The organism is Deinococcus aquaticus (genome assembly GCF_028622095.1).
Lineage (GTDB): Bacteria > Deinococcota > Deinococci > Deinococcales > Deinococcaceae > Deinococcus > Deinococcus aquaticus.
The window spans coordinates 1,728,116-1,753,770 of the sequence record NZ_CP115165.1; the positions used below are offsets into that span (position 1 = coordinate 1,728,116).

At 68.0% G+C, this 25,655-nt stretch carries 20 protein-coding genes and 1 tRNA gene; 15 read left to right on the plus strand and 6 right to left on the minus strand.

Translation table 11 applies throughout. The features are described from left to right. Window positions 1–23: 23 nt before the first annotated feature. The 7 genes from fabG (at window position 24) to ppk1 (ending at window position 9,218) form a co-directional block, all read left to right on the plus strand. Window positions 24–773: a 3-oxoacyl-[acyl-carrier-protein] reductase gene (gene fabG / locus M8445_RS08420; RefSeq protein WP_273987318.1), complete on the plus strand. Its 750-nt coding sequence runs from the start codon at window positions 24–26 to the stop codon at window positions 771–773. 107 nt (window positions 774–880) lie between these two features. Next, window positions 881–1,111, plus strand: a complete 231-nt coding sequence (gene acpP, locus M8445_RS08425; RefSeq protein ID WP_273987320.1) for an acyl carrier protein — start codon at window positions 881–883, stop codon at window positions 1,109–1,111. 206 nt (window positions 1,112–1,317) lie between these two features. Next, complete coding sequence (gene fabF / locus M8445_RS08430) at window positions 1,318–2,547, plus strand: beta-ketoacyl-ACP synthase II (RefSeq protein ID WP_380090686.1); 1,230 nt, start codon at window positions 1,318–1,320, stop codon at window positions 2,545–2,547. 607 nt (window positions 2,548–3,154) lie between these two features. Continuing rightward, on the plus strand, window positions 3,155–5,359 hold the full coding sequence (locus M8445_RS08435; protein ID WP_273987322.1) for a hypothetical protein: 2,205 nt from the start codon (window positions 3,155–3,157) through the stop codon (window positions 5,357–5,359). 65 nt (window positions 5,360–5,424) lie between these two features. Further along, window positions 5,425–6,399, plus strand: coding sequence for a hypothetical protein (locus M8445_RS08440; protein WP_273987324.1), 975 nt, complete (start codon window positions 5,425–5,427; stop codon window positions 6,397–6,399). A 37-nt stretch (window positions 6,400–6,436) separates the two neighbouring features. Further along, window positions 6,437–6,961: a hypothetical protein gene (locus M8445_RS08445; RefSeq protein WP_273987326.1), complete on the plus strand. Its 525-nt coding sequence runs from the start codon at window positions 6,437–6,439 to the stop codon at window positions 6,959–6,961. A 124-nt stretch (window positions 6,962–7,085) separates the two neighbouring features. Then, on the plus strand, window positions 7,086–9,218 hold the full coding sequence (ppk1, locus tag M8445_RS08450; RefSeq protein ID WP_273987328.1) for a polyphosphate kinase 1: 2,133 nt from the start codon (window positions 7,086–7,088) through the stop codon (window positions 9,216–9,218). A 174-nt stretch (window positions 9,219–9,392) separates the two neighbouring features. On the opposite strand, the gene M8445_RS08455 is transcribed toward ppk1, so the two are convergent. After that, on the minus strand, window positions 9,393–11,117 hold the full coding sequence (locus M8445_RS08455; RefSeq protein ID WP_273987329.1) for a 30S ribosomal protein S1: 1,725 nt from the start codon (window positions 11,115–11,117) through the stop codon (window positions 9,393–9,395). A 296-nt stretch (window positions 11,118–11,413) separates the two neighbouring features. Here M8445_RS08455 and M8445_RS08460 point away from each other — a divergent pair. Both M8445_RS08460 and treS read left to right on the plus strand, forming a co-directional pair. Continuing rightward, a tRNA-Gln gene (locus M8445_RS08460) sits at window positions 11,414–11,487 on the plus strand. A gap of 170 nt (window positions 11,488–11,657) precedes the next feature. Next, on the plus strand, window positions 11,658–13,313 hold the full coding sequence (gene treS / locus M8445_RS08465; protein ID WP_273987331.1) for a maltose alpha-D-glucosyltransferase: 1,656 nt from the start codon (window positions 11,658–11,660) through the stop codon (window positions 13,311–13,313). Between the two features lie 198 nt (window positions 13,314–13,511). Here the strand turns inward: treS and wrbA are convergent, their stop codons facing one another. Beyond that, entirely contained in the window at window positions 13,512–14,126 is a 615-nt protein-coding gene (gene wrbA, locus M8445_RS08470; protein ID WP_273987334.1) for an NAD(P)H:quinone oxidoreductase, read from the minus strand. Between the two features lie 188 nt (window positions 14,127–14,314). Beyond that, window positions 14,315–15,352 carry a class II fructose-bisphosphatase gene (gene glpX, locus M8445_RS08475; RefSeq protein WP_273987337.1) on the minus strand — a complete coding sequence of 346 codons (1,038 nt, stop codon included), beginning with the start codon at window positions 15,350–15,352 and terminating at the stop codon, window positions 14,315–14,317. A 360-nt stretch (window positions 15,353–15,712) separates the two neighbouring features. On the opposite strand from glpX, the gene pgm reads away from it, so the two are divergent. From pgm to murJ, 3 genes are all read left to right on the plus strand, one after another. Beyond that, window positions 15,713–17,347, plus strand: a complete 1,635-nt coding sequence (gene pgm, locus M8445_RS08480) for a phosphoglucomutase (alpha-D-glucose-1,6-bisphosphate-dependent) (protein WP_273987339.1) — start codon at window positions 15,713–15,715, stop codon at window positions 17,345–17,347. 2 nt (window positions 17,348–17,349) lie between these two features. Beyond that, complete coding sequence (locus M8445_RS08485) at window positions 17,350–17,859, plus strand: hypothetical protein (protein ID WP_273987340.1); 510 nt, start codon at window positions 17,350–17,352, stop codon at window positions 17,857–17,859. Between the two features lie 91 nt (window positions 17,860–17,950). Continuing rightward, on the plus strand, window positions 17,951–19,522 hold the full coding sequence (gene murJ, locus M8445_RS08490) for a murein biosynthesis integral membrane protein MurJ (RefSeq protein ID WP_420704104.1): 1,572 nt from the start codon (window positions 17,951–17,953) through the stop codon (window positions 19,520–19,522). 67 nt (window positions 19,523–19,589) lie between these two features. On the opposite strand, the gene M8445_RS08495 is transcribed toward murJ, so the two are convergent. Beyond that, window positions 19,590–20,162 carry a YdcF family protein gene (locus tag M8445_RS08495; RefSeq protein ID WP_273987342.1) on the minus strand — a complete coding sequence of 191 codons (573 nt, stop codon included), beginning with the start codon at window positions 20,160–20,162 and terminating at the stop codon, window positions 19,590–19,592. A 226-nt stretch (window positions 20,163–20,388) separates the two neighbouring features. Between M8445_RS08495 and topA the strand changes: the two genes are divergently transcribed. From topA to M8445_RS08510, 3 genes are all read left to right on the plus strand, one after another. Beyond that, window positions 20,389–23,304 carry a type I DNA topoisomerase gene (topA, locus tag M8445_RS08500; RefSeq protein WP_273987344.1) on the plus strand — a complete coding sequence of 972 codons (2,916 nt, stop codon included), beginning with the start codon at window positions 20,389–20,391 and terminating at the stop codon, window positions 23,302–23,304. A 1-nt stretch (window position 23,305) separates the two neighbouring features. Then, a complete protein-coding gene (locus M8445_RS08505; RefSeq protein ID WP_273987345.1) occupies window positions 23,306–23,620 on the plus strand; it encodes a hypothetical protein in 315 nt (104 codons plus the stop codon). 133 nt (window positions 23,621–23,753) lie between these two features. Further along, window positions 23,754–24,191, plus strand: a complete 438-nt coding sequence (locus M8445_RS08510; RefSeq protein ID WP_273987346.1) for an acyl-CoA thioesterase — start codon at window positions 23,754–23,756, stop codon at window positions 24,189–24,191. Window positions 24,192–24,264: 73 nt separating this feature from the next. On the opposite strand, the gene M8445_RS08515 is transcribed toward M8445_RS08510, so the two are convergent. Together M8445_RS08515 and M8445_RS08520 are read right to left on the minus strand one after the other, a co-directional pair. Then, complete coding sequence (locus tag M8445_RS08515) at window positions 24,265–24,816, minus strand: SRPBCC family protein (protein WP_273987347.1); 552 nt, start codon at window positions 24,814–24,816, stop codon at window positions 24,265–24,267. 48 nt (window positions 24,817–24,864) lie between these two features. Beyond that, the gene (locus tag M8445_RS08520) at window positions 24,865–25,620 is read right to left on the minus strand and encodes a PIG-L deacetylase family protein (RefSeq protein ID WP_273987348.1); all 756 of its coding nucleotides are present in this window, start codon (window positions 25,618–25,620) and stop codon (window positions 24,865–24,867) included. Window positions 25,621–25,655 lie beyond the last annotated feature (35 nt).

Here is a 25,655-nt window from a genome sequence, read left to right on the forward strand (position 1 = left end):
CCCTTTTCTCAGAGGACCCACCCATGACCGAAACCCCCCGTAAAGTCGCCCTGATCACCGGCAGCAGCCGTGGCCTGGGCCGCGCCATGGCCCTCAAACTCGCGCAGGACGGCTTCGATGTCGCCGTTCACTACGGCCGGAACGCTGACGAGGCCCGCAAGGTCGCCGACGAGGCCCGCGCCTCCGGCGTGCGCGCCGAGGTGTTCGGCGCCGACCTGACCGTGCCCGCCAACGCCGGGACGCTCGTCGAGACTGTCATCAAGGACATGGGCCGCCTGGACGTGCTGGTCAACAACGCCGGGATCACCCGCGACAACCTCGCCATCCGCATGAAAGACGAGGACTGGGACGCCGTCATCCAGACGAACCTGTCGAGCGCCTTCATTGCCTGCCGCGCCGCGATCAAGCACATGATGCGCGCCCGCTCGGGCCGGATCATCAACATCGCCAGCGTAGTCGGCCTGACCGGCAACCCCGGGCAGGCGAACTACGTGGCCAGCAAGGCCGGACTGATCGGCCTGAGCAAGGCGCTGGCCAAGGAGTACGGCGGGCGCGGCATCACCGTGAACGCTGTTGCACCCGGTTTCATCGAGAGCGACATGACCGCGCAACTGCCCGAGAACGTGCAGCAGGGGTACCTGGGCAGCATTCCCCTGGCGCGCTTCGGCCAGCCGCAAGAGGTCGCGGCGGTCGTGGCGTTCCTCGCCAGTGACGCCGCCGGGTACGTGACCGGGCAGACCATCGGCGTGGACGGCGGCCTGAACCCCCACTGACCCGACGCGTCCACAGGCGGCCGAGTTGAACCCCGTTCAGATCAGCTGCCTCTCATGGGCACCGCGTGTAGACTGGCGCAGACTTCAGTATCAGGAGGTACGAACTCATGGCAACTTTTGATGATGTGAAAGACGTGATCGTTGACAAGCTCGGCGTGGACGGCGACAAGGTGGTTCCCGAGGCCCGCTTCGTGGAGGACCTGGGTGCCGACAGCCTCGAAACCGTGGAACTGATCATGGGTCTCGAAGACAAGTTCGGCATCACCATCAGTGATGAGGACGCCGAAACGATCCGCACGGTCCAGGCCGCCGTGGATTACATCGAGACCAAGCAGTAAACGCGCTGGCCCCCCACTCTCGGGGGGCGCAGGATGACGGGGCGGGGCGCGGTGCATTGCCGCTCCCGCCCCCATCCGTTGCGTGACCGAACACCTGCCACGCCGCAGGTCAAGCCAATGCCAGCATCAATGCCAGCAGGTCGCGGCGCCGTTTTCGCGCGCACCTCCGGCACACCAAAGGGGGGGATGCAGTGAGCGTCTCAGGGTTGAAACGGGTTGTTATCACGGGCCTCGGGCCGGTCACGCCGATCGGCGTGGGCGCGCAGGCCTACGCGCAGGCGCAACGCGCCGGAAAGAGCGGCATTGCCACCATCACGCACTTCGATCCGGCCGACACGGCCAGCAAGATCGCCGGGGAAGTCAACGACGACCTGTCGCCCTTCGTGGACCCCCGCGAGGCCCGCAAGCTCGACCGGTACGTGCAACTCGCGCTGGCCGCCGCCGCCCTGGCTGTGCAGGACAGCGGCCTGACCGAGGAACAGCTGCGCGGCGAGGGCACTGGCACCATCGTCGGCAGCGGCATCGGCGGCGTGAAAACCTTCGAGGATCAGGCCGGGGTGCTGCACTCGCGCGGCGCGGGGCGCATCAGCCCCATGTTCATTCCCATGATGATCGCCAACATGGCCACCGGGCACGTCGCCATGCGCTACGGCGCGACCGGCCCCAGCAGCACCGTCGTGACCGCCTGCGCCACCGGCACCGGCGCCATCGGTGACGCCGCCCGGTACATCCAGCTGGGCCTCGCGGACACCATGATCGCCGGGGGCAGCGAGGCCGCCATCACGCCCATCGCCATCGGCGGCTTCTCGAACATGAAAGCCCTGTCCACCCGCAACGACGAACCCCAGCAGGCCAGCCGCCCGTTCAGCGCCACCCGCGACGGCTTCGTGCTGGGCGAGGGCGCGGGCGTCGTGATCCTCGAAGAGTACGAGAAGGCCGTGGCGCGCGGCGCGACCATCTACGCCGAGATCGTCGGGTACGGTACCAGCGCCGACGCGCACCACATCACCACGCCCGCCCCCGAGGGCCGCGGCGCGCAGGTCGCCATGCGCATGGCCCTGCGCACCGCCGGCGTGAACCCCGAACAGGTCGGGTACATCAACGCGCACGGCACCAGCACGCACTTCAACGACCTGCACGAAACGCAGGGCATCAAGCACGTGTTCGGCAAGCACGCCCACACCCTGGCCGTCAGTTCCACCAAGAGCATGACCGGGCACCTGCTCGGCGCGGCCGGCGCCATCGAGGCCATTGCCGTCGCACAGGCGCTGCGGGACGGCATCCTGCCGCCCACCATCAACCTGACCGACCCTGACCCGGAACTCGACCTCGACTACATCCCCGAAGGCGCGCGCGAGCAGCAGGTCGAGTACGCCCTGAGCAACTCCTTCGCGTTCGGCGGCCAGAACGCCGCGCTACTGTTCAAACGCGCCTGACGGATGGTGAGGCCAACTGGCCTGTTCCTCGCATCCTGCGCCCAGTGAATCAGACCCTGTAAGAAGCGGGCTGCGATTACATCAACCCCGACCCTGGCGGGCCGCCTTTCGTTTGAAGGGCGGCCCGCTGCGCTGCCGTCCCACGCCCGTTAAGGGGGCGTTCATGAGGGTCACCCCTGGTCATTTTCGCTTGGCGAGACGCCCGGTCAGCTCTACACTTCTCCACAAACTGCCCTCTGCTGGCTTCTCCCGCTGCGCTGCCGTCTGTGCGCCTTCCATCCCCTCAGGTGACGTGATGTTCGAAACTCCCCAGGTTCCCGTCCGCAAGAAGCCCAAGGCTCAGGCCGCCGCGCCCACCCAGGCCCGCGCGCCCGCCTCGTCCGCGCAGACCAGGGTGGGCGCAGGCAGGAACACAGCCAGCCACAAGGGGGCGGGCAGTAAGGCGTCAGGCAACAAGGGAACCGGCGGAAATCGGACGGCAAAAGCTGCCGCCACCGCCGCCCGACCGGGCCGCACGCCCCCCACCCCGAAACCCGCCGCGAAACTCGGGCCGCAACTGCCCAGAAACGCAGCCAAACCGGCACCCGGCGGACCCCGCACGGCCGTCATGCGTCCTGCGCCCCGTTCTGCCACGCTTCAACAGCCGGCCCTGAACCCCAACTCTCTCAAGGGTCGTCCCGCCAGACCGACAGCCGCCGCCACTCCCAGCGCCGGTGGCGTGATGGGCTTCTTCCGCCAGAAACTCAGGGCCCTGCACGACACCACCCGGAAGGCCCTGCCAGCCCTGATGAGCGGCGCCCGCAAGATCACCGCCGACGCCGCCGCATTCGCCGCGAATCCTGTCAGGAACGCTGCCAGCGCCGCCGGGCGGTTTGCCAGCGCCAAAGTCACGCAGTTCAGGAAGTGGTACGCCACGCCGGAAGGCAAGGCGAAATTCTGGAAAGGCGTCGCCCTGACCGCTGTCGGGGTCGCCACCGTCGCCAGCGGCGGAGCCCTGACTGCCCCCGCCCTGGCCCTGGCTGCCGGCATCAGCGCCGCAGGCGGCGTGGCCGCGCAGGTCGTGGAGAACAAGGTCTTCAACGCCGCCGCCAAAGCTAAAGCGCAGAAGGACAGCACCTACCGGTTCAAGAAACGCTCCACCCTGGAAGGCGTCACCGCCAGGAGCGTCGCCATCGACGCCGTCGTCGGCAGCGTGGGCGGCCCCATCTTCAAGTTCGCTGGGAAAGCCCTGGTGGGGACGGCCAAAGCCTTCGGCCAGGGTGCGCTGCCCGCCGCGCGCGGCCTGGGCCACCTCGCCGCCGCCGGAGCCAAACGCATCGGAGCCGCCGCCGCGACGGTCGCCCGCAAATACCTCCCGCAGGGCGTGCAGAAAGCCGCCGCCACCGCCGCCCACTACGTCCGGGCCAACGCCCGCCTGCTGCGCCGCACCGTCACCCGCCACGCCAGGGGTGCCGCCGCCAGCCTGACCAACCTCCGGAACGCCGGCGTCAAACGCCTCAAGGACGCCACCGCCGGGCCCCGCGCGGCCCTCACCGACGCGCAGAAACGCGCCGCGAAGTTCCTGCACGACCAGACCCCTACCCTCCGCCGCCTCGCCACGGAACTCCCCCGCAAAGCCAGACAGACGGCGCGGAACACCGTCCGCCGCGCCCGCGTGTACGACCGCGCCCTGCGCGACCACCTCAAGCAGAAGGTCGCCAACAGCCCCGGCGTGAAACTCGCCCGCCGCGCCCAGAAAGCCGTGAACACCCTCGGCGACCGCCTCGGCCGCAACCTCGTCAAGGGCAAGGTCGCCGCCGCCGACCGGCTCGACGCGGCCCGCGCCAGCATGGGCGGCAAGATCGCCCAGACCAGCGTCGCCCGGCAGGCCCGGCACCTCAAGGAACACACCGTCAAACGCCTCGACGACCTGATCGCCCGCAACCCCGGTGGGCACGTCGCCAAAGCCATCGTTGAATTCCGCGCCAGCGGCACCGCCATCCGCACGCACCTGAACAAGGTCTGGGGAGAGGCCAGCAAGGACCTGAACAAGGACCTCTCCGGTCTGCTGGGCCGCCACGGCAGCGTCCAGGCGGACTTCAAAGCCCTGGCCGAACAGGGCGCCCCCACGCTGTACGCCCGGGAAGTCGCCGCCGCCCGCGCCCTCGCCGAGAAACGCCTGCGGGACAAGGTCGCGCAGGACACGGAAGCGGTCCTGCTGGGGCAGCGCAGGGCGGGGCCGGTCAGTGACCGTGCCATGCAGCAGATCAGGCAGCGTGCGCAGGCGCAGGCAGAGGAAGCAGTGAACAAGGCTGGCGAGCAACTCACGCGTCAGGCGCAGACCTTCGTGGCCCGCCACCCGTCTACCACTCTGGAGCATCTTGCCATCAAAACCGAAGCTCTGGACGCCTCGAAGAAGGTGCTGGAACACTATTTCGGTCAGAACGCGGGCCGCAAGGGCGCGCTGGAACGCCTGGGCATGGCCCTGAGCACCCCGGTCCGCGCGCCCATCAACGACCGCATCGAGAAGTACCAGAAGGTCGTCGAGGCGCTGCGTAGCACCACCCCGCTGGCCTCGACCGTCATGCTGGGCTCCGAGGCCGTCAACGAGGTGCTGACCAAGACAGCCGGGAAGGCGGTCGCTGAACCCTTCAAGGCCAAAGCCAGCGAACTCAAGGGCGAGAAGAAGGAGAAGAAAGCCACCGAGGAAGACGGGAACGTCCTGCTGAAGGTCGTGACCGACACCCTGGATGAACTGTTTCCCAGCCTCAACCCCGACAGCATCGTGGAAGACGCCGCCAAGCAACTCAACATGAAAGACGAAGAGGACTGATGTTCGGACTGTTCAACAAGAAGAAACCAGAACCCCACCTACGCAAAGGCGTAGAGGTCGGAGAAATGCGTTTTTCGGCCACCTGGGCGCTTGAGGAGCTGTGCCTCAGTGATGACAGCTTCACGAATTACGTTATGGACGAGGAATTCCAGGATATCGAATTCGACTACCGGGGCATTCACGTATCGGCCCCGTTCATCGACAACGCTCTGGGCCTGTCCCTGTCCGCCCGGATTCCCGAGTGCAACATTCGGTCGTGCGTGTCGGTGGAGCAGAAGGCGTTCGCGTACCGCTGCCTTGATCACGTGTGCGGTTCGTGCGCGGGGGTGCGGGCGTTCTTCGATCCGGTGTCGGGGGAGCTGGTGGTGGCGGTGCAGTCGGCGGGCTTCGATGAGCAGTTCCGGGCGGACACGCTGATCGACGTGGCGCTGTTCATGCTGGAAGAGGGAGTGATGGCGGCGCGGGCGTACCTGGGCCTGCCGTTCTCGGAGGCGCTGCGGCCTTCGGTGACGCAGTGGCAGGGCGGCTTTCATTACGGCGAGGGGTTCAACGTGTACGCGACGGCGGCGGATGCGTTCGCGGTGTTCATGTGCAAGAAGTACCAGTGCGTGGAGGTCGGGCGGGACGACACGTCGATCCTGCTGGAGTCCGGGCCCCTGCGGTACGATGTGCGGTTTTTCGGGTGGCGGTTCGGGTACATGATCGAGACGGCCACGCGTGGCTTCCGGCACGCCTACGCGGATGATGAGCGGTACGTGCAGGTGCAGGAGCGGCTGGCCCTGCCGGTGCGCAGCCGGGACCCCGGGAGTGAGTTCTCGTGGTGGTTCCGTGACCCGCAGGGGTCCGCCATCGCGTACTTCCAGCCGGATGGGACGTTCGTGGTGGGGCAGTATGGGTTCGGGAACGCGAAGACGGAACACAACGGCGCGGCGTTCGGGCGGGTGGCGACCAGTCACCTGCTGAACGTGAAGTTCATGACGTGGCTGGCCGAGGAACTGCCGGACGCGTTGTACTCGGATGAACTGAACCGCCCGAATTGAGGGCAGGTCAGTTGGTCTCAAGAAGAGGTGGTGTGAAGTGGCGGAACAGAGGATTGCGAAAGTCAAACCCGTGAGGCGTGCCGCGTCGGCCGCCGGGGCGATCGTGATGGCGCGGAAAGCTGGGGAGAGCGGCGCAGGCCCGGAGGCGGCCGGGCTGGCGGACCTGATGGCCGCGCAGGGCTTCGGCGTGCAGGTGAACCCTGGCGTGGGCCTGTCGTTCATGTTCGAGGGCGGGCAGTATTTCGTGCCGCAGCAGGAGCAGGACAGCCTGTTCTACCACCTGCTGTTCCCGAACTTCTGGGAGCTGGAGTCGGACGAGGAGTACGGGCGGGCGCTGCTGGCGTGTGACGCCGTGAACCGCGAGGCGAAACTCGTGAAACTGCACACGGTCGAAGGTGACGTGTGGGCGGGAATCGAGGCGCTGCATGACGGTCCGGAGGCGTTCATGGCGTTCCTGCCGCGTTACCTGGGGTTCGTGCAGGATTCGGTGCGGGCCTTCCGGGACGTGATGCTGGCCCCGCTGGACGGCGAGGAAGACCCGGAGGACGACACGGCCGGATAAGAGTACCGGGCGGCGGGGCGCGGGCTTCTGCTTTAATGCGGGGAAGAGTTGACTGCGTGGGCGTCACCGGAAGGATCAGGGGTGACGTTCCCCTGACTACCTGCCCGTCTAGTGAAGAGGAGTCATGACTGTGTCCCCCAGTAAATCCAAGCGTTCCGATCCGTCCTCACCGGCTGCTACGGTTTCCCGTAAACGTCGCGCGCCGCAGCCTGCCGGAGTGGGTGAGACGGTCACGCACAGCACGGTCGCGAACCCCGACAGTCCTTTCCTGAACCGCGAGTTGTCGTGGCTGGCGTTCAACGAGCGGGTGCTGGCCGAGGCGCGTGATCAACGCAACCCGCTGCTGGAGCGCCTGAAGTACACGGCCATCTGCGGCAGTAACCTCGACGAGTTCTTCATGGTGCGCGTGGCCGGCATTCACCGGCAGATCGCGGCGGGCGTGAACACCCCCGGCCCGGACGGGTTGCAGCCGCTGGAGACGCTGGCGCTGGTGCGTGAGCGGACGCAGGTGATGCTGCGGGAGATCGAGCGGGCCACGCGCCGCACCCTGAAGGACCTGCACGTGCAGGGCGTGAAGCTCACGCGGGTGCATGAACTGGGCAAGCGGGCGCGCGCGCAACTGCGCGAGCATTACCTCACGGAGATTCAGCCGGTGCTGACGCCGCTGGTCGTGGACCCCAGCCATCCGTTCCCGTACCTCAGTAACCTCAGCCTGAACCTGGCGGTACTGCTGGAAGCCCGCAACGACGAGGAGCCGGAATTCGCGCGCGTGAAAGTCCCGGTGGGCGTGCTGCCGCGCACCGTGGTGATCGGCGAGGCGCTGCTGCTGCTGGAGGACGTGATTGCGGCGCACATCGCCGAGCTGTTCAAGGGGCGGCAGGTGCTGGCCGCGCACGCCTTCCGCGTGACCCGCAACACCGATTACGAATTCGAGGAGGAAGAAGCCGAGGACCTGCTGGCCACCATCGAGGACGGCCTGCGGCGGCGCCGGTTCGGGGCGGCGGTCCGGATGGAGGTCATGCGGGACACCCCGCCGGAGATCGTAAACTTCCTTCAGGTGCGGCTGCGACTGGCCCCCGAGGACATCTACCAGCTGGAAGGGCCGCTGGGCACCGCCGACCTGATGGGTCTGCCCGTGAACCGCCCGGACCTGTCGTACCCGGCTTACGCGCCGGCCGTGCCGGACCTGGACGGTGACGAGGACAGCGGTATCTTCGAGACGCTGCGCGGCGGCGACGTGATCCTGCACCACCCGTACGACGGATTCACGAACATCCTGGATTTCCTGGAGGAAGCCAGCCGTGATCCGCAGGTGCTGGCGATCAAGCAGACGCTGTACCGCACCGGTGACGACCCACGCCTGCTCGGGGCACTGAGGACCGCCGCCGAGAACGGCAAGCAGGTCGTGGCGCTGATCGAACTGAAGGCCCGCTTCGACGAGCAGCGCAACATCTCCTGGGCACGGAAACTGGAGCGGGCGGGAGCGCACGTGGTGTACGGCGTGCCGGGCCTGAAGACGCACGCGAAGGTGGCGATGGTCGTGCGGCGCGAGGCGGGCGGCCTGCGCCGCTACGTGCACATCGGCACCGGGAACTACAACGCCAAGACCGCGCGTCTGTACACGGACCTGAGCCTTCTCTCCGCGCATCCGGACCTGGGCGCCGACGTGGCCGAACTGTTCAACCACCTGACCGGGTACGCCGCCGCCGAGTACACGCACCTGCTGGTCGCCCCCGACACCGCCCGCCCGGGCCTGGAGGCGCTGCTGGAACGCGAGGCCATGCACGCCCGCGCCGGACTGGACGCCTGGGTGCGCGTGAAGGTCAATCAGCTGACCGACCCCGGCATGATCGACGCGCTGTACCGCGCCGCTGAGGCGGGCGTGCGGGTCGAGATGATCATTCGCGGCGTGTGCTGCCTGCGCCCCGGCGTGAACGGCCTGTCCGCCAGTATCCGCGTGCGCAGCCTGCTGGGCCGTTACCTGGAGCACGCGCGGGTCTTCGCGTTCGGGAACGCCGGGAGCCCCGAGGTGTACTTCGGCAGCGCCGACTGGATGAGCCGCAACCTGGACCGCCGCGTCGAGGTGATCGCGCCCGTCCTGGACGACCGCCACCGCGAGACCTTCCTGAGCATCCTGGATACCGAGTGGGCCGATACGCGCGGCTCCTGGGAACTGAGCGCCACAGGTGAGTACCAGAAACTGCCGGGCGACTTCAGTGCCCAGCAGGTCTTCGCGGCGGCCCGTCACCCCGCCTGAGCTGGAGGGATTCCCGAAGGGTCCACCGTGAACTTGCGCGGCGGCCCCTTCCTGATGGGGCTTCCTGATGGCTCGTGAAAACCGGATAACGCAGAGCGCCCGCAACCGTTTCCGGTGCGGGCGCTGCCTGTCAGGGCTGCGGAGGCTCAGGCGCGGTGGCCCGAGCGGTCCGGTTCAGCTCTGGTTTTCTTCGGTGCTGGTGTCGGTGCCGGCGTCAGCCTGCACTTCTTCCTTCTTGTCGCCGCCCAGGCCGAACTGCGCGAACAGGTCCGCGTAGACGTCGCCGAGCTTGGTGCTGATCTTGCCACCCTGGCTGGCGTCCTTGGCGTTGTAGGCGTAGTCCGCGTCGCCGCGGCGGCCGCCACGGCCACCGGCGCGGGGAGCGCCGCCCTGACCGCTGCTGTAGCGGTCGCTGCGGGCGCCGCCACCCTGGCTGACGTAGTCACGCTGGGTGGGGACCGGGCCGCCGCCCAGGAAGCGGCGACGGCTGAGGCTGGCGCGCTGCTCGACGGGGTCGATGTTCAGGATGACGGCTTCGATCTCGTCACCCTTCTTGAACAGGTCGGCGGGGTTGTTGACGCGCTGCACGTCGAGTTCGCTGATGTGGATCAGGCCCTCGATGCCTTCCTCGATCTCCATGAACACGCCGAAGTCGGTCATGCCGGTGATCTTGCCCTTCACGGGGGTGCCGGGCGGGTAGCGGTCAGGCAGGGCGCTCCAGGGATCGTCGGTGGTCTGACGAATACCGAGGGAGATGCGGCGGTCCTTCGGGTCGATGCGCAGGATAACGGCCTCGACCTCGTCGCCTTCCTTCATGACTTCGTTGGGGTGACGCACGCGCTTGGTCCAGCTCATCTCGCTGACGTGAACCAGGCCTTCCAGGCCGGATTCCAGTTCGATGAAGGCGCCGAAGTTGGTGAGGTTCGTGACCTTACCGGTGACCTTCTGGCCGATGCTGTAGCGGTCGGTGGCACCTTCCCAGGGGTCCTGGGTGAGGGCTTTCATGCTCAGGTTGATGCGCTCGCGGCCGCCGTCGACGTCCATGACCTGCACCTGCACCTTGTCGCCCACCTTGACCACGTCGCGGGGGTGGTTGAAGCGGCCGTAGGTGAGTTCGCTGCGGTGAACGAGGCCGTCGATGCCGCCCAGGTTCACGAACACGCCGAAGTCGGTGATTTCCACGACTTCACCCTCGAACTGCGCGCCGGCTTCGAGCTGGCCGACGGTTTCTTCGCGGGCCTTGGCTTTCTGGGCTTCGAGGATGGCGCGGTGGCTGATGATCACGCGGTTGCGTTTGCGGTTGAGCTCGATGAGCTTGACCATCAGGGGCTTGGCGACGTAGGGGTCGAGGTCGTTCACGCGGCGCGTGTCGACCTGGGACGCGGGGAGGAAGGCGCGGATGCCTTCGACCTGCGCGACCAGACCGCCGCGCACCTTCTCGAGCACCTCGACTTCGAAGGCTTCGTCGGCCTCCTGCATCTTCTCCAGGACGCGCCAGCCCTTGTCCTGATCGGCGCGCTTCTTGCTCAGCACGATCTGGCTGTTGGGCAGGTCGACGCGCACGACGTACGCCTCGATCTGCTCACCGGACTTGTACATCTCCTGGGCCTGTTCCAGCGTGACGGGCTCGTCGCCGAGCTGGTTGAGGGGGATGATGCCCTCGACCTTCGCGCCGATGTCCACGGCAATGCCTTCCTGGCCGATGAACACGATGGTGCCGTCCACGATGTCCCCACGCGTGACGCTCTGGGGTTCCTGCGCCTCACTGGCGAGGATGTCCTCCATGGTCATGGCGGGGTATTCGCGTTCCTCCACGGGGGTGGGAACGCTGGTCTGGGTGGTGCCCGTCGCGGGCTGAGTCCCGCCTTGCTGGGCGGGGGTCTGGGTGTTGTCTTCCATGAACTCCTGTCCTCCTGGGCGCGCGGCCTTTCGGTCTCGCGCCAGCCTGATACCTGCTATCCGTGCTATTCCGCCCCCTGGGGGTCCGGTGCATACGGCGCGGCAACACCTTAGTGTATCAGAGTCGGCCCAAGGCGGCAACTGCGATCTGTACGCAGTTCAGTGAGTTTTCAGTGACGTTCGCTCAGGCGGGACTGGCACGCGTTTCAGGGGGGAGGCTTGACGTGCAGGCCAGGCTGTGGCTATACTCCCTCACGCTTCCCCCCAAGGGAAGATCGGTCAGAGCGAAGCCGCGTTGGGGCATCGTCTAATGGCAGGACAACAGTCTCTGACACTGTCGATCTAGGTTCGAGTCCTAGTGCCCCAGCCAACTGAAAGAACCTCGTCTCCGGACGGGGTTCTTTCTTGTTTCGTGCCTGGATACCCTTCCGGTGTACCGGTCCCTGAAGGGCCGCGCGCATTCCAGGGTGGGGACGGGACCCTCATGGCAGCACCCTCATGGCAGCGCTTCCAGCCGCAGGCTGAATTACACTGCGGGGCATGACCCAGACCATGCCCGAGTGGTACAAGAGTGCCGTCTTCTACGAACTGTCCGTGCGCACCTACGCCGACGGGAACGGCGACGGCAGGGGTGACTTTCCCGGCCTGACCGGCAAACTGGATTACCTGAAAACCCTGGGCGTGGACTGCCTGTGGCTGCTGCCCTTCTACCCCAGCCCCCTGCGCGACGACGGCTACGACGTGGCCGACTACACAGGCATCCACCCGGACCTGGGCACCCTGGACGACTTCCGGGTGTTCCTGCGCGAGGCGCACGCACGCGGCCTGCGCGTGATCAGCGACCTGGTCACCAACCACACCAGCAGTGATCACCCCTGGTTCCAGGCGGCGCGGCGCGGCCCCACCCTGCCCGACGGCAGTCCCAACGAGTACCACGACTACTACGTCTGGAGCGACACCGGCACCGAGTACGCCGGGGCCAGGATCATCTTCACGGACACCGAGACGAGCAACTGGACGCTGGACGAGCAGACCGGCCGGTACTACTGGCACCGGTTCTTCTCCAGCCAGCCGGACCTGAACTTCGACAACCCCCGCGTGGTCGAGGAACTGCTGTCGGCAGCGCGCTTCTGGCTGGACCTGGGCGTGGACGGCTTCCGGGTGGACGCCGTGCCGTACCTGATCGAGCGGGAAGGCACCAACTGCGAGAACCTGCCGGAAACGCACGACATTCTGAAAAAGATGCGCCAGATGGTCGATCACGAGTACCCCGGCCGCCTGCTGCTGGCCGAGGCGAACCAGTGGCCCGAGGAGGTCGCCGAGTACTTCGGAACCGATCAGGACCCCGAATTCCACATGTGCTTCAACTTCCCGGTCATGCCGCGCCTGTACATGAGCCTGAAAAAAGAGGACACCACCTCCATCCGCGAGATCATGGACCGCCTGCCCGCCATTCCCAGCTTCGGGCAGTGGGCGACGTTCCTGCGTAATCACGACGAACTGACGCTGGAAATGGTCAGCGACGACGAACGCGCCTTCATGTACGCCGCGTACGCGCCTGACACCCGCATGAAGATCAACGTAGGGATCCGCCGGCGTCTGGCGCCGCTGCTGGACAACGACCGCCGCCGCATCGAACTGCTGAACACCGTCCTGCTGGCCCTGCCGGGCAGCCCCATCCTGTATTACGGCGACGAGATCGGCATGGGTGACGACCTGTCGCAGGCCGACCGCAACGGCGTGCGCACCCCCATGCAGTGGAACGCCGGCATGAGCGGCGGTTTCTCGACCGCCAACCCCGAAGCCTGCTTCTTCCCGCCCATCAGTGACGCCGTGTACGGCTACGCCCGCGTGAACGTGCAGAGCCAGGAACAGGACCCGGGCAGCCTGCTCAAGTGGACGTCCCGGCAACTCGAACTGCGCCGCCGCCACCCGGCCTTCGCGGTCGGAGAGCTGGAATTCATCGACACGGACAATCCCGCCGTGCTGGCCTTCGTACGCCGCACCGACGACGAGACCCTGCTGATCGTCAGTAACTTCGCCGCGAACGCCCAGTCCGCGCACCTGGACCTCGGGGCGTACGCCGGACGCACGCCCGTCACCCTGGCCGGTGCCAGCCCCTTCCCGGTCGTGGGGGAAAGCGCTTACCCGATGATTCTGGGCAAGTACGACTACTACTGGCTACGCCTGAACTGATACGGACTCCGATTGAATGGGTTGCAAAACCCGTTCAATCCGAGCGGAGCGAGTAGGAGCAAAACGGGTTCCGGGCGTGGAGCTGGCAACCCGGCGATGTTCCGGGTTGTCAGCGAAACAGACGGAAGCCGTATGAACCCGCCGCGCACAGAAGGCCCGCACGCTGAACGCGGCGGGCCTTCTCTTGTGCCTGTTAGGTCAGCCGTTGAGGCGGGCCGTGACCTCGACGAGGCGGCGGGCCTGATGGGCGATGGTGGCGCGGTCCTCGTCGCTCAGGGGCTGGCCACCGGCCGTGACGCTGGCGCCGTAGGGGTTCCCGCCGGACGCGAAGATGACGGGGTCGGTGTAACCGGGCGGCACTAGGATGGCGCCCCAGTGCATGGCCATGGTGTACAGGGTCATGAGGGTGGTTTCCTGCCCGCCGTTGGGGTTCTGGGCGCTGGTCATGGCGCTGAAGGTCTTGTTGGCCAGTTTGCCGGTGCCCCACAGGCCGCCGAGCGTGTCGATGTAGGCGCGCATCTGGCTGGTCGCGCCGCCGAAGCGGGTGGGGCTGCTGAACAGGTAGGCGTCGGCCCATTCCAGGTCGTCGGGCGTGGCGGTCTGGACATCGGCGCTGCGTTCCTGCTGGGCTTTCCAGGCGTCCTGGGTGTCGATCACGGCCTGCGGGGCCGTCTCTGGCACTTTCAGCAGACGCACTTCCGCCCCGGCGGCGCGGGCGGCCTCGGCGGCGACCTGGGCCATGGCGTGGTTGGTGCCGTACGTGGAGTAGTACACGATGGCCAGTTTCACCGGGGTGGGGGTGGGGTTCGTCATGACCGGAGTGTACGCCTGGAACTCAAATAGTTCAATGTTAAGGCATTTAGTAAACGTGAAGTGACACCTCATCATTTCTCATGCCGGGCGTGGGGGCGCCGGGCCCGGCCGACAGCACAATCCCCCACCCCAGGAGGCGCAGGGCCATCCCGGAGCAGGGGAGAACAGGACGGGGCAGTTGCGCCAGATCAGACGCGGATCGTGACGCGCGCCCCGTCGTCTTCCAGGTGCACCGAATCGATGAACCGCACGACCCGCGTGGCGTACCCCATCACCAGCGTGTGCGTTCTGGCCCCACCACCGAAGTGACGAACGCCGTTCAGCAGCTCGCCGTACGTGATGCCGGTCGCGCTGAACACCATCTGCGATCCCGGGGCCAGGTCGTTCGTCTTGTACACGCGCTTCTCGTCCACGCCCATCGACACGAACCGCTCACGCATGGCGTCGTCCTCGGCGATGAATCGGCCCTGGATTTCCGCGCCCAGGCACTTCATGGCCGCCGCCGACAGCACCCCCTCGGGCGCGCCGCCCGAACCCATCAGCGCGTGAACGCCCGTGCCGCGCACGCCGACCTGCAGGCTGGCGACCACGTCGCCGTCACCGATCAGTTTCACGCGGGCGCCCGTGGCCCGCACCTGCCGGATCAGGTCCGCGTGCCGCTCGCGGTCCAGGATGGTGATCATCAGGTCGTCCACGTCGCGTTCCAGGCTCTGCGCCAGCACGTTCAGGTTCGCTTCGACCGGCCAGTCCAGGTTCACCTTCCCGGCGGCGGGGGGCGGCACGACCAGCTTGTCCATGTAGCAGTCCGGCGCGTGCATCAGGCCGCCCCGTTCGGACAGGGCGATCACGGCCAGTCCGTTCGGGAGGCCCTTGGCGGTCACGACCGTGCCCTCGACCGGGTCCACGGCGATGTCCACCTCGTACTGCCCGCTGCCGACCTGCTCGCCGATGTACAGCATGGGGGCCTCGTCCATCTCGCCCTCGCCGATCACGACCGTGCCCCGGATGTCCAGCGAGTTCAGCAGTTCCCGCATGGCCTCGGTGCCCGCGCCGTCCACGGCGTTCTTGTCGCCCATGCCCATGAAGCGGCTGGCGGCCAGCGCCGCGCCCTCGGTCACGCGCGCCGTTTCCAGCACCAGCGCGTGCTCGAAGTGGTTGCTGCCCGCGCGCGTCTCTGCGCCCTTCTCGGAGGCCCTGTCTGCACCTTTCTGCCGTTTCGCCGTCATACCCCGAACGTAACACGGCACACATGAGACGCGGCGCTGGGAACGATTCCACCCCCGCGCGCCGCGTGTCACCCGCCGGGGGAACGGCCTCCCCCGCCACCCACTACTTCAGGACGCCCGCCCACACCAGCAGTCCCCACAGCACCACCGGAATCGCCAGCGACCCCACGATCAGCTTCAGCAGCCGCCACCAGTCGTTCAGGAACTCCCTCATGCCGCCCAGCGTAGCAGCCGCCCGTCACCACGACCGGGTCACCCGTCACCGGTCGGACTGCAACGGGGGACCGGTCACCGGGCGGCACTTCACGCTGTCTTACCGCAAGCACCTGTGCGGGGGCCTCACTCCGTACACTGGGCGGCATGACCATCAGCGAACTGGCCGGTAAACGCGCTCCCCGGAGCCTGCTGACGAATATTCCCCGCCTGGTGGCGCACTACTACGAGACCCGCCCGCTGCCCAGCGACCCCCTGCAACGCGTGGCGTTCGGCACCAGCGGCCACCGCGGCAACAGCATCGCTGGAACCTTCAACGAGACGCACATCCTGGCCATCGCGCAGGCCGTCGCCGAGTACCGCGCGCAGGCAGGGATCACCGGGCCGCTGTACATGGGCCTGGACACCCACGCCCTGTCCGAACCCGCCTGGATGACCGCGCTGGAAGTCCTGATCGCCAACGGCGTGCGCGTGCGCGTGCAGCCCGGCCTGTTCACGCCCACGCCCCTGATCAGCCACGCCATCCTGGAACACAACCGCGCGGGCGTGGACGGCGTGGCCGACGGGATCGTGATCACGCCCAGCCACAACCCCCCGCAGGACGGCGGTTTCAAGTACAACCCGCCCAGCGGCGGCCCGGCCGACACCGACGTCACGAAAGTCGTGCAGGCCCGCGCGAACCAGATCATGGAAGACGAACTGCGCGACGTGCAGCGCGTGTCCCTGGAAGACGCCATGGCGGCCCTGGAGGAATTCGACTTCATCACGCCCTACGTCACGCAACTGCCGGACGTGATCGACCTGGACGCCATCCGCCGTAGCGGCGTGCGCATCGGCGTGGACCCGCTGGGCGGCAGCAGCCTCCCAGTCTGGCAGGCCATCCAGGCGGCGCACGACCTGAACCTGACTATCGTGAACGACGTCATCGACCCCAGCTTCGCGTTCATGAGCGTGGACCGCGACGGCAAGATCCGCATGGACTGCTCCAGCCCCTACGCCATGGCGGGCCTGCTGGCCCTGAAAGGCGACTTCGACGTGTCCATCGGGAACGACCCGGACGCCGACCGGCACGGCATCGTCACCGCCGACGGCCTGATGAACCCCAACCACTACCTGGCGGTGATGATCGAGTACCTGTTCCAGAACCGCCCCGGCTGGCGCGCGGACGCCGCCATCGGCAAGACCCTGGTCAGCAGCGCCCTGATCGACCGGGTGGGCGCCGGCATCGGCCGCCGCGTCGTGGAAGTCCCGGTGGGCTTCAAGTACTTCGTGGCGGGCCTTCAGGACGGCTCCTTCGGCTTCGGCGGCGAGGAGAGCGCCGGGGCCAGCTTCCTGCGCCGTGACGGCCGCGCCTGGAGCACCGACAAGGACGGCCTGATCCCCGGCCTGCTCGCCGCCGAGATGACCGCCATCACCGGCAAGACCCCCAGCGTGCGCTTCGCGGACCTGACCGCCCGCTACGGCGCGACCGCCTACGACCGCCAGGACGCCCCCGCCACGCCCGACCAGAAGAAGATCCTGGGCAGCCTCTCGCCCGAACAGGTCACCGCCACCACCCTGGGCGGCGACCCCATCACCGCAAAGCTCACCCGCGCGCCCGGCAACGACGAACCTATCGGCGGCCTGAAAGTCACCACCGACCAGGCGTGGTTCGCCGCGCGCCCCAGCGGCACCGAGGACGTCTACAAGATCTACGCCGAGAGCTTCCGGGGCCAGGAGCACCTGAAGCAGGTTATGAACGAGGCGCGCGACGTGGTTTCCGCCGCGCTGGGCGGCAAGTAACCATGAGCCACGCCCCTACGGAAACCCCCCTTACCGAGGAGGAACTGCTGCAGGTCGTCATCACCCGCGAGGAAATCCGGGACGTGGAATTCGACTGGTTCGCCGCCGACACGCGCGGGCAAGTCGCGCAGTTCCTGGCCGCCGGGGACGACACCGTCCCGCACGCCGCCCTGCAGAGCGAGGGGCTGCTGGAACGCACGCACGTCTGGATCGACCTGCGACCCGAAACCGAGGACCCCAACGCCCCCGCCGGCGGTTTCGACGAGCACCTGACGCCCGCCCAGCGGCGCGGCGCGTTCGTCTACGACCGCCTGCCCGGCCAGACTGGCGTGTACCGCCTCGTGGCCGCCCCCCGCACCCCCTTCACCGTCAGCGACATGCCCGCGCACCTCCAGGCGTACCTGAACACCCTGCGCCTGAACGTCACCTTCGGCGCGCCGCACCTGTTCATCGGGCCGGAAGGCAGCGCTCACGAGGTCACCCCCGGCGAGCAGAGCCACCACCCGACCTGAACGCCCCGTGAAGGCCGGGCGGGGCGGGCGGTACAGTGACCCCGTGAGTCTCCCGCCGTCCGGCCCGCCCCCCGCACCACCCGAACTGAACATGTCCTTCGAGGACGCCGGACCGCCCGACGCCCCCCCACCCGCCAAGCCGAACAGGTCCCTGCGCGCCAACACCATCATCGTTATGCTCGGCACGCTCGGCTCGCGCCTGAGCGGCATCCTGCGCCAGATGGCCCTGAACAACCTGTTCAGTGTGACGCTGGTCGAGGCGTTCAACACAGCCGTCACGATCCCGAACCTGCTGCGCGAACTGCTGGCCGAGGGCGCCCTCGTCAACTCGTTCATCCCGGTGTACAAGACCCTGGACGACGCCGAGCGCCGCCGGCTGGCCCAGGCGTTCAGCGGCATCCTGATCGCCGTGAACCTGCTGCTGATGGCGGCGGGCATCCTGGCGGCCCCGTACCTCGTGGACCTCCTGCTGGCCGGGCAGTCGAACATCGACCGTGAACTGGCACTGTTCATGACCCGCATGGTCATGCCGTTCCTGATGCTGATCAGCCTGTCGGCCATCGCCATGGGGCTGCTGAACGCCGACGAGCACTTCCGGGAAAGCAGTTTCGCGCCCGTGGCCTTCAACATCGCCAGCATCGCAGCGCTGGTGCTGCTCCCCAAACAGGCCGAGTGGCTGGCGTTCGGCTGGCTGATCGGCGGGGTGGCGCAACTCGTGGTGCAGCTGCCCGCCCTGAACCGCTTTGGGCTGCTGCCCACCCCGGCCCTGAGGGGGCACCCGGCGGTGGGACGCGTGCTGCGCCAGATGGCCCCGTTCACCCTGACGGCCGGGGCACGGCAGTTCCTGAACGTCTACGTGCTGCGCCTGCTCTCCGACGCGCGGCTGTTCGATTCCGGCACGCAGGCCGGGTACTTCAACGCGCAGGCGCTGTTCACCACCGTGAACGGCCTGTTCGTCGTGTCACCCGTCCTGGCCGTCTTCCCGCGCTTCTCGCAGGCCGCCGCCGAGAAGGACTGGACGCAGTTCCGCACGCTGACGGCCAGTACCATCCGCACGACCACGTTCCTGGCCGCGCCCATGAGTGCCCTGATGATCGCACTGGCCCCCTACGTGATCAGCGTCATCAACACCCACGCTCCCCGCACTTCGGAGGAAACCGTGAAATTCCTGGCCGGGGCGGGCATCCTGAGCAGCTGGTCCCTGGCTCTGGTCCCGTGGGCGCTGGTCACGGTGCTGCTGCGCACCTTCTACGCCCGTGAACGCACCCGCGAGGCCGTGACGATCAGCGCCATCGGCTTCGTGCTGGAGGTTGGGCTGTACCGCCTGCTGGTGCCCAGCCTGGGCTTGATCGGCTTCGGCCTGAGCACCACCATCAGCGGCCTGCTGATGACCGCCGCCCTGATCGTCCTGTACCGCCGCGCCGTGGGCTTCCCGGCGCGCGAGGTGACGGGGCACCTGCTGCGCGTCGTGCCGCTGGCCGTCCTGTCAGGCGGTGCGGCGTGGCTGATCGCGCGGGCACTGCCGATCCAGCCAGGCTTCATCCTGACCAGCATTCCGGTGCTGGCCCTTGCTGGCGGCGTGGGCCTCGCCGTGTACCTGGGCGGCGCACTCGTCCTGAGAATGCCGGAAGTGGCGGCGATCACGCGCCGACTGAAACGGTAACCGGGTTGCAGGAAGGTGGGGTGTGGGAGCAATCTCCTACAACCCACACCCCACCTCCTATAACCCCTTACAGCCGGATGCCGATCAGGGCGTAGGCGACCAGGGCGACTTTCTCGCGCAGCAGGTACGAGCGGCTGACGCGGGTGCTGAGGGGGCTGGCGCTGACGTTGGCGTTCAGGCCGATGGCGCGGGCCAGGGCCAGGGCGCGGGGGGCGTGGGCCTCGTCGGTGACGAGGGTCAGGGGGGTGTGGGGGGGCAGGGCGGCGCGGGCGTTCTGGAGGTTCTGCACGGTGGTGCGGCTGCGTTCCTCGGCGATCAGGTCACCTGCGGGGACGCCCTGGCGGGCGAGGTAGGTGGTGCCGACACCGCCTTCCGTGTAGGGGTCTCCGGCGCGGCGGCCGCCCGTGACGACGACCCGCTGCACGCCTCCGGCGCGGTAGAGGGTCAAGGCGTGATCCAGGCGGCGCTTGAAGGCGGGGCTGGGTTTCCCGGCGTACTGCGCGGCTCCCAGGACGACTAGGGTGGCGTGCGGCGTGGCGGCGTTCGGGACGCGCAGGTTGGGGGTCAGGACGAATCCTGCCACGAGCAGGGCCGCCACGGCCAGTGGCAGCAGGGTGAGGGTGGCGCCCCGGGAACGCATCAGTGGCAGCGTAGCATGAAGAAAATGATAAGCCTGACGGATTGTGCGCCGGCTCTCTGCGGCTCCGTCCGGGCGTGTGGGCCGTGCCCGCCTGGACGAGGCCGGGGCGGCCCAGCGGGAGCCGGGGCGCGGGTGGGCGGACAGTGTGGAACTTCAGCCGGAGCGGGAACGGGAACGCGTGCTACGCTCGGCACGTACCCCTGCTTACGGGGGAAAGACCTTACTTATGCCCAGAACCCTTGTCATTGTCGAGTCGCCTGCCAAAGCCCGCACCATCGAGAAGTACCTCGGACAGGGGTACGCGGTGGAGTCTTCCATCGGGCACATCCGCGACCTGCCGAAAAGTGCGGCGGACATCCCGGAGAAATACAAGGGCAAGGCCTGGGCCCGCCTGGGCCTGGACGTCGAGCATGACTTCCAGCCGCTGTACGTCGTGTCGCCCGAGAAGAAGGCGCACGTGGCGAAACTCCGCAAGATGGCGGCCGAGGCTGACGAGATCATCCTGGCGACCGACGATGACCGCGAGGGCGAGAGCATCGCGTGGCACCTGTTTCAGGAACTGAACCCCAAGGTGCCGGTCAAGCGCATGGTGTTTCACGAGATCACCAGGGAAGCCATTCAGGCGGCGATTGCCAGCCCGCGCCAGATCGACACGAACCTCGTGGAGGCGCAGGAGGCCCGCCGCGCCCTGGACCGCCTGTACGGCTATGAGGTCAGCCCGGTCCTGTGGAAGAAGGTTAGGCCGAAGCTCTCGGCGGGCCGCGTGCAGAGCGTGGCGACCCGCATGCTGGTGGAACGCGAACGCGAACGCATGCGCTTTGTCAGTGCGTCGTGGTGGGACCTGCTGATCACCGGGAAGACGGCGGACGAGCAGACCTTCCCGGCCCGCCTGACCGACGTGGCTGGCCCGGATAAGACGGTGCAGAAGCTGGCGCTGGGCCGTGACTTCGACCCGCTGACCGGGCGGCTGAAAGCGGGTGTGACCGCCCGCCTGCTGACCGAGGCCGAGGCCCGCGCCCTGGCCGACGGCCTGACCGGGCAGCCGCTGACGGTCACGAGTGCCGAGGAAAAACCCTTCACGCAGCGGCCCTACCCGCCGTTCATCACGTCCACGTTGCAGCAGGAGGGAAGCCGCAAGCTGGGCTTCGCCGCCACGCGCACCATGCGCGCCGCGCAGCGCCTGTACGAGCAGGGCTACATCACGTACATGCGCACCGACAGCACCAACCTGAGCACCGAGGCGGTCACTGCCGCCCGCACGCAGGTCACGCAGATGTACGGCCCCAGTTACCTGTCGCCGCAGCCGCGCGTGTACGCCAAGAAAGCCAAGAACGCCCAGGAGGCTCACGAGGCGATTCGCCCGGCCGGGAGTGCCTTCCGCACGCCCGACAGCCTGCGCAGCGAACTGAGCGGCGACGAGTGGCGCCTGTACGACCTGATCTGGAAACGCACCGTCGCCTGCCAGATGGCCGACGCGCGGGGCCGCGGCCTGCGCGTACGCCTGGGCGGACAGACGAAGGCTGGTGAGGAGGTCGGCCTGAGCGCCTCGGGCCGCACCATCGACTTCCCCGGCTTCCTGCGCGCCTACGTGGAAGGCAGTGACGACCCGGGCGCCGCCCTGGAAGACCGCGAGACGCCCCTGCCGCCCCTGAAGGAAGGCGAGCGCGTCACCGCCGGGAGCGTCAAGCCCGAGGGTCACGACACGCAGCCCCCCGCCCGCTACACCGAGGCGTCACTGGTGCAGTCCCTGGAAGGCGCGGGCATCGGCCGCCCCAGCACGTACGCCAGCATCCTGGGCACCATTCAGGACCGTGGGTACGCCACCAAGAAAGGGCAGGCGCTGGTGCCGTCCTGGACGGCCTTCGCCACCAGCGCCCTGCTGGAACACCACTTCGCCTCGCTGGTGGACTACGACTTCACCGCCAAGATGGAAGAGGACCTCGACGACATCGCGGGCGGCCGTGCCCAGCGGGTGCCGTACCTGCGGCGCTTCTACCTGGGCGATCACGGCGAGGGCATGGCCCTGCGGCCCCTGATCGACCGGCAGATGGGCGAGATCGACGCGCGCAGCATCGCCACCATCAGCGTTCCCCGCCTGGAAGGCACCGGTATCGAGGTCCGCGTGGGCCGCTACGGCCCGTACATGGAACGCGCCGAGCAGAAAGCCAACCTGCCCGAGGACATGGCCCCCGACGAACTGACCGCCGAGAAGGCCGAGGAGATCATGGCCCGCCCCAGCGGCGACCGCCCCCTGGGCGTGGACCCCGAGACCGGGCACCCCGTCGTGGCCCGCGCCGGACGCTACGGCCCGTACGTGACGCTGGGCGACACGAACCCCCCGGTACGCAGCGCCAGCCTGTTCCCCACTGACGACCTGGGCACCCTGAGCCTGGAGCGCGCCCTGAAACTCCTGAGCCTGCCCCGACTGGTCGGCACGAGTGGCGGCGAGGAAGTCTGGGCGCTGAACGGCAAGTACGGCCCGTACCTCAAGCGCGGCACCGACAGCCGCAGCCTGACCGGCCACGAGCAACTGTTCGAGGTGGGCATCCAGGAGGCCGAGGCGCTGTTTCTGCAACCCCGCTTCGGGAAGGGCCGCGTGGCCGCCCCGCCCCTCCAGACCTTCGAGATCGAGGGCCGCGCGCCGATCCTGCTGAAATCCGGCCGTTTCGGACCGTACCTGACCGACGGGGAACGCAACGCCACCCTGCGCAAGGGCGAGGACGAGGGCACCCTGAGCGCCGAACGCGCCCTGGAAATCCTGGAGGAACGCGGCAAGGAACCCAAGAAGAAACCCGGCAAGGCCGGCGGCACGAAAAAAGCCGCCGCGAAGGCCCCAGCCAGCAAGGGCGCAGCCAGCAAAGCCCCGGCCAAGGCAGGCGCGAAGAAACCGGCCACCACGACAGCAGCTGTCAAGAAACCGGCCGCCAAGGCTGCGCCCGCCAAGGCGACCTTCACCTGGGCGCAACTCAAACCGCACCTGGGTGTCCTGAGTGCCCAGGAGCAGCAACTGGTGACCGCCACCCGCGAACAGGGCCGCAAGGTCGACGACGTGGCCCCCGAACTGGGCCTGGACGTCAAGAAGGCCAAGGGCATGGCGTTGCAGGCCAGCAAGAAACTGAACCAGGCGGCGCGCGGAGAGTAACGTGCCGACCCGCGCCCGCCCCGACACCCCCCAGGCCCTGCACCTGCCCCGGCTGGCGCAGGGCACGCCCGGCGAGTGGGTGCGGCTGCCCGGCGGGAACGTGCAGGTCGTGACCCTGACCGGCACGCTGACCGGCCCGGCCACGCCCGGCTGGCTGGTGTGCCTGACCGGCGAGGCGGTCGTGGACCTGCCCCTGAGTAACTTCGTGCGCCTGCGGGCCGGCGAGGGCTACCACGTGACCCCGGAGCAGCCCTGGACGGCCTTCGGGACCCGCGACGGCACCACGCTGCTCCTGAGCGCCGGAGAGCCCGCGTGAAACGGATTCCGTTTGTTTCGCTGACAATCCGGAACTTCACCGGATTGTCAGCTCCACGTCCGGAACCCGTTTCTCTCCCACTCGCATCCGCTCGGATTGAATGGTCTTTGCAGCCCATTCAATCGGAGGCCGTATGACCCGCCCGGCCCCGCACACCCGCGCCGAGTACCCGTACCACCACCCCACCCCGACCCGCTGGGCGGACAACGACGTGTACGGGCACGTGAACAACGTGACGTACTACGCGTACTTCGATACGGCCGTGAACGCCTACCTCGCCGCTCGGGGTGCGCTGGATATTCACGCGGGCGCGGTGATCGGGCTGGTCGTGGAGAGCGGCTGCGCGTACTTCGCGCCCGCCGCGTTCCCCGAATCCCTCAGCGTGGGCCTGCGCGTGGGCCGCCTGGGCAGCAGCAGCGTCCGTTACGAACTGGCCGTGTTCCGCGAAGGGCACGACACCGCGTGTGCGCAGGGGCATTTCGTGCACGTGTACGTTGACCGGGACACCCGCCGCCCCGCCCCCCTGCCCCCCGCCCTGCGCGCCGCGCTGGAAGCCCTGCAACCCGGCTGACTGTCGCCTGTCTGCTGGAAGGTATGTGCCCCGCAGCTTCCGTGCGGGGCGCGTGTTTCTCAGTAGCTGAGGTTCAGCGTTTCTTTTTCGCGGCCTTCGCCGCTTCCTTCGCGGCTTTCTGCTCGGCCTTCTGGCGCTCCTGCATCTCTCGGCCCATGTCCTCAAGCAGTTGCGCGCCCTGGGCGTCCACGCTGCGCTGCAATTCCAGCAGGGTCGTGGCGACCATGTTATGCAGCACCCGCTCGATGGGCGTCTTGATCCACCGGTACATCACGCGGGCGTTCAGGGTCAGGGTCACCTCGGTCCCGCCGGGCATGGGTTTGAAGGTCCAGCCCTGCGTGAGTTTCTCCAGTGGTCCCACGTTCCGCACGCTCTCCCAGCCGCCCCGCTGCGGCGCCTGCAACTGCCCGTACTTCGCGGTGAAGCTCAGGCCCAGCAGGCGGCGCGTGAACTTGAAGCGCACCAGCGCGTTGTTCGCCAGCCGGGCATTCTCGCCCTCATAATCGGCTTTCGCGAGGTTAGGGTCCCACTTGACGCGCCGCCTGGGTTCCAGCGCCAGCCGGTACAGCACGTCCGGACGGGCCCTGACCACGATGGTCTGCTTGATGCTGATGGACTCGGACATAGTAACCGTCACTGTAGCGCGAAGCTGCCCGCACCCGCGCAGGGGCGGTCAGTCAAGGAACGCCCGCGCCGGCAGGTGCGTCACGCGCAGGTTGAAGCGCTCGGCGTACTTCACGCCTGCCAGCCGCCCCACGCCCGCGCGGCCCTCCAGGAACTGCTCTTTCGTCCACTGCCAGCGGTAGAAGTCGTGGTAGTACTCCATCACGCGCCCCGCCACGTCGATGGTGTCCGTGACGTCCACACTGAAATCCGGGTACGGACTGGCCGGCGCGTGGTACTGGTAGAAGCGCACCGGTTCCCGCCAAGCGTCCAGGCGGCGCACGTCCTCGCCACTCTCGATGGCGTCGTCGCCGCTCAGGTCCGGCGCGGGCGGCATGGCAGCCCCGCCGCCCACCTCGTTCACGATCTTCGGAATGCGGGCCAGCGTGATCGCGTCGAAGGCGATCTTCGCGGTCATGCGGTGATCCGGGTGCGGGTGGTCGTCACTCCAGGTGATCACAGCGTTCGGCCGGAAGCGCGCGTACAGCCGCGCCAGTTGCAACGCCTCGCCGCGCCCGCCTGTCATGCGGCTGTCCCCCATATCGAAGAAGTGATGCTGCGCCCCGATCTGCGCCGCCACCCACGCGCCGTGCTCGCGGCGCACCCGCGTGACCTCCGCGTGCGGCGCGTCCCCGAACTGACTGGCCAGTTCCCCCAGCGTCGTCCAGACCAGCATGACCTCGTCGCCACGCGCCGCGTGCTTCGCCAGGGTCCCCATGCACCCGATCTCGTCGTCCGGGTGCGCAAACACAGCCATGATTCGCATGCGCCCCAGCATACGCGCTGCGGTTTCCGACCGGC

Coding starts and splice junctions, on each gene's coding strand:
- fabG (WP_273987318.1), top strand. CDS start 24: ATGACCGAAACCCCCCGTAAAGTCGCCCTGATCACCGGCAGCAGCCGT.
- acpP (WP_273987320.1), top strand. CDS start 881: ATGGCAACTTTTGATGATGTGAAAGACGTGATCGTTGACAAGCTCGGC.
- M8445_RS08435 (WP_273987322.1), top strand. CDS start 3,155: ATGCGTCCTGCGCCCCGTTCTGCCACGCTTCAACAGCCGGCCCTGAAC.
- M8445_RS08440 (WP_273987324.1), top strand. CDS start 5,425: ATGCGTTTTTCGGCCACCTGGGCGCTTGAGGAGCTGTGCCTCAGTGAT.
- ppk1 (WP_273987328.1), top strand. CDS start 7,086: ATGACTGTGTCCCCCAGTAAATCCAAGCGTTCCGATCCGTCCTCACCG.
- M8445_RS08455 (WP_273987329.1), bottom strand. CDS start 11,117: ATGGAAGACAACACCCAGACCCCCGCCCAGCAAGGCGGGACTCAGCCC.
- treS (WP_273987331.1), top strand. CDS start 11,658: ATGACCCAGACCATGCCCGAGTGGTACAAGAGTGCCGTCTTCTACGAA.
- wrbA (WP_273987334.1), bottom strand. CDS start 14,126: ATGACGAACCCCACCCCCACCCCGGTGAAACTGGCCATCGTGTACTAC.
- glpX (WP_273987337.1), bottom strand. CDS start 15,352: ATGACGGCGAAACGGCAGAAAGGTGCAGACAGGGCCTCCGAGAAGGGC.
- pgm (WP_273987339.1), top strand. CDS start 15,713: ATGACCATCAGCGAACTGGCCGGTAAACGCGCTCCCCGGAGCCTGCTG.
- M8445_RS08485 (WP_273987340.1), top strand. CDS start 17,350: ATGAGCCACGCCCCTACGGAAACCCCCCTTACCGAGGAGGAACTGCTG.
- murJ (WP_420704104.1), top strand. CDS start 17,951: ATGTCCTTCGAGGACGCCGGACCGCCCGACGCCCCCCCACCCGCCAAG.
- M8445_RS08495 (WP_273987342.1), bottom strand. CDS start 20,162: ATGCGTTCCCGGGGCGCCACCCTCACCCTGCTGCCACTGGCCGTGGCG.
- topA (WP_273987344.1), top strand. CDS start 20,389: ATGCCCAGAACCCTTGTCATTGTCGAGTCGCCTGCCAAAGCCCGCACC.
- M8445_RS08510 (WP_273987346.1), top strand. CDS start 23,754: ATGACCCGCCCGGCCCCGCACACCCGCGCCGAGTACCCGTACCACCAC.
- M8445_RS08515 (WP_273987347.1), bottom strand. CDS start 24,816: ATGTCCGAGTCCATCAGCATCAAGCAGACCATCGTGGTCAGGGCCCGT.
- M8445_RS08520 (WP_273987348.1), bottom strand. CDS start 25,620: ATGCGAATCATGGCTGTGTTTGCGCACCCGGACGACGAGATCGGGTGC.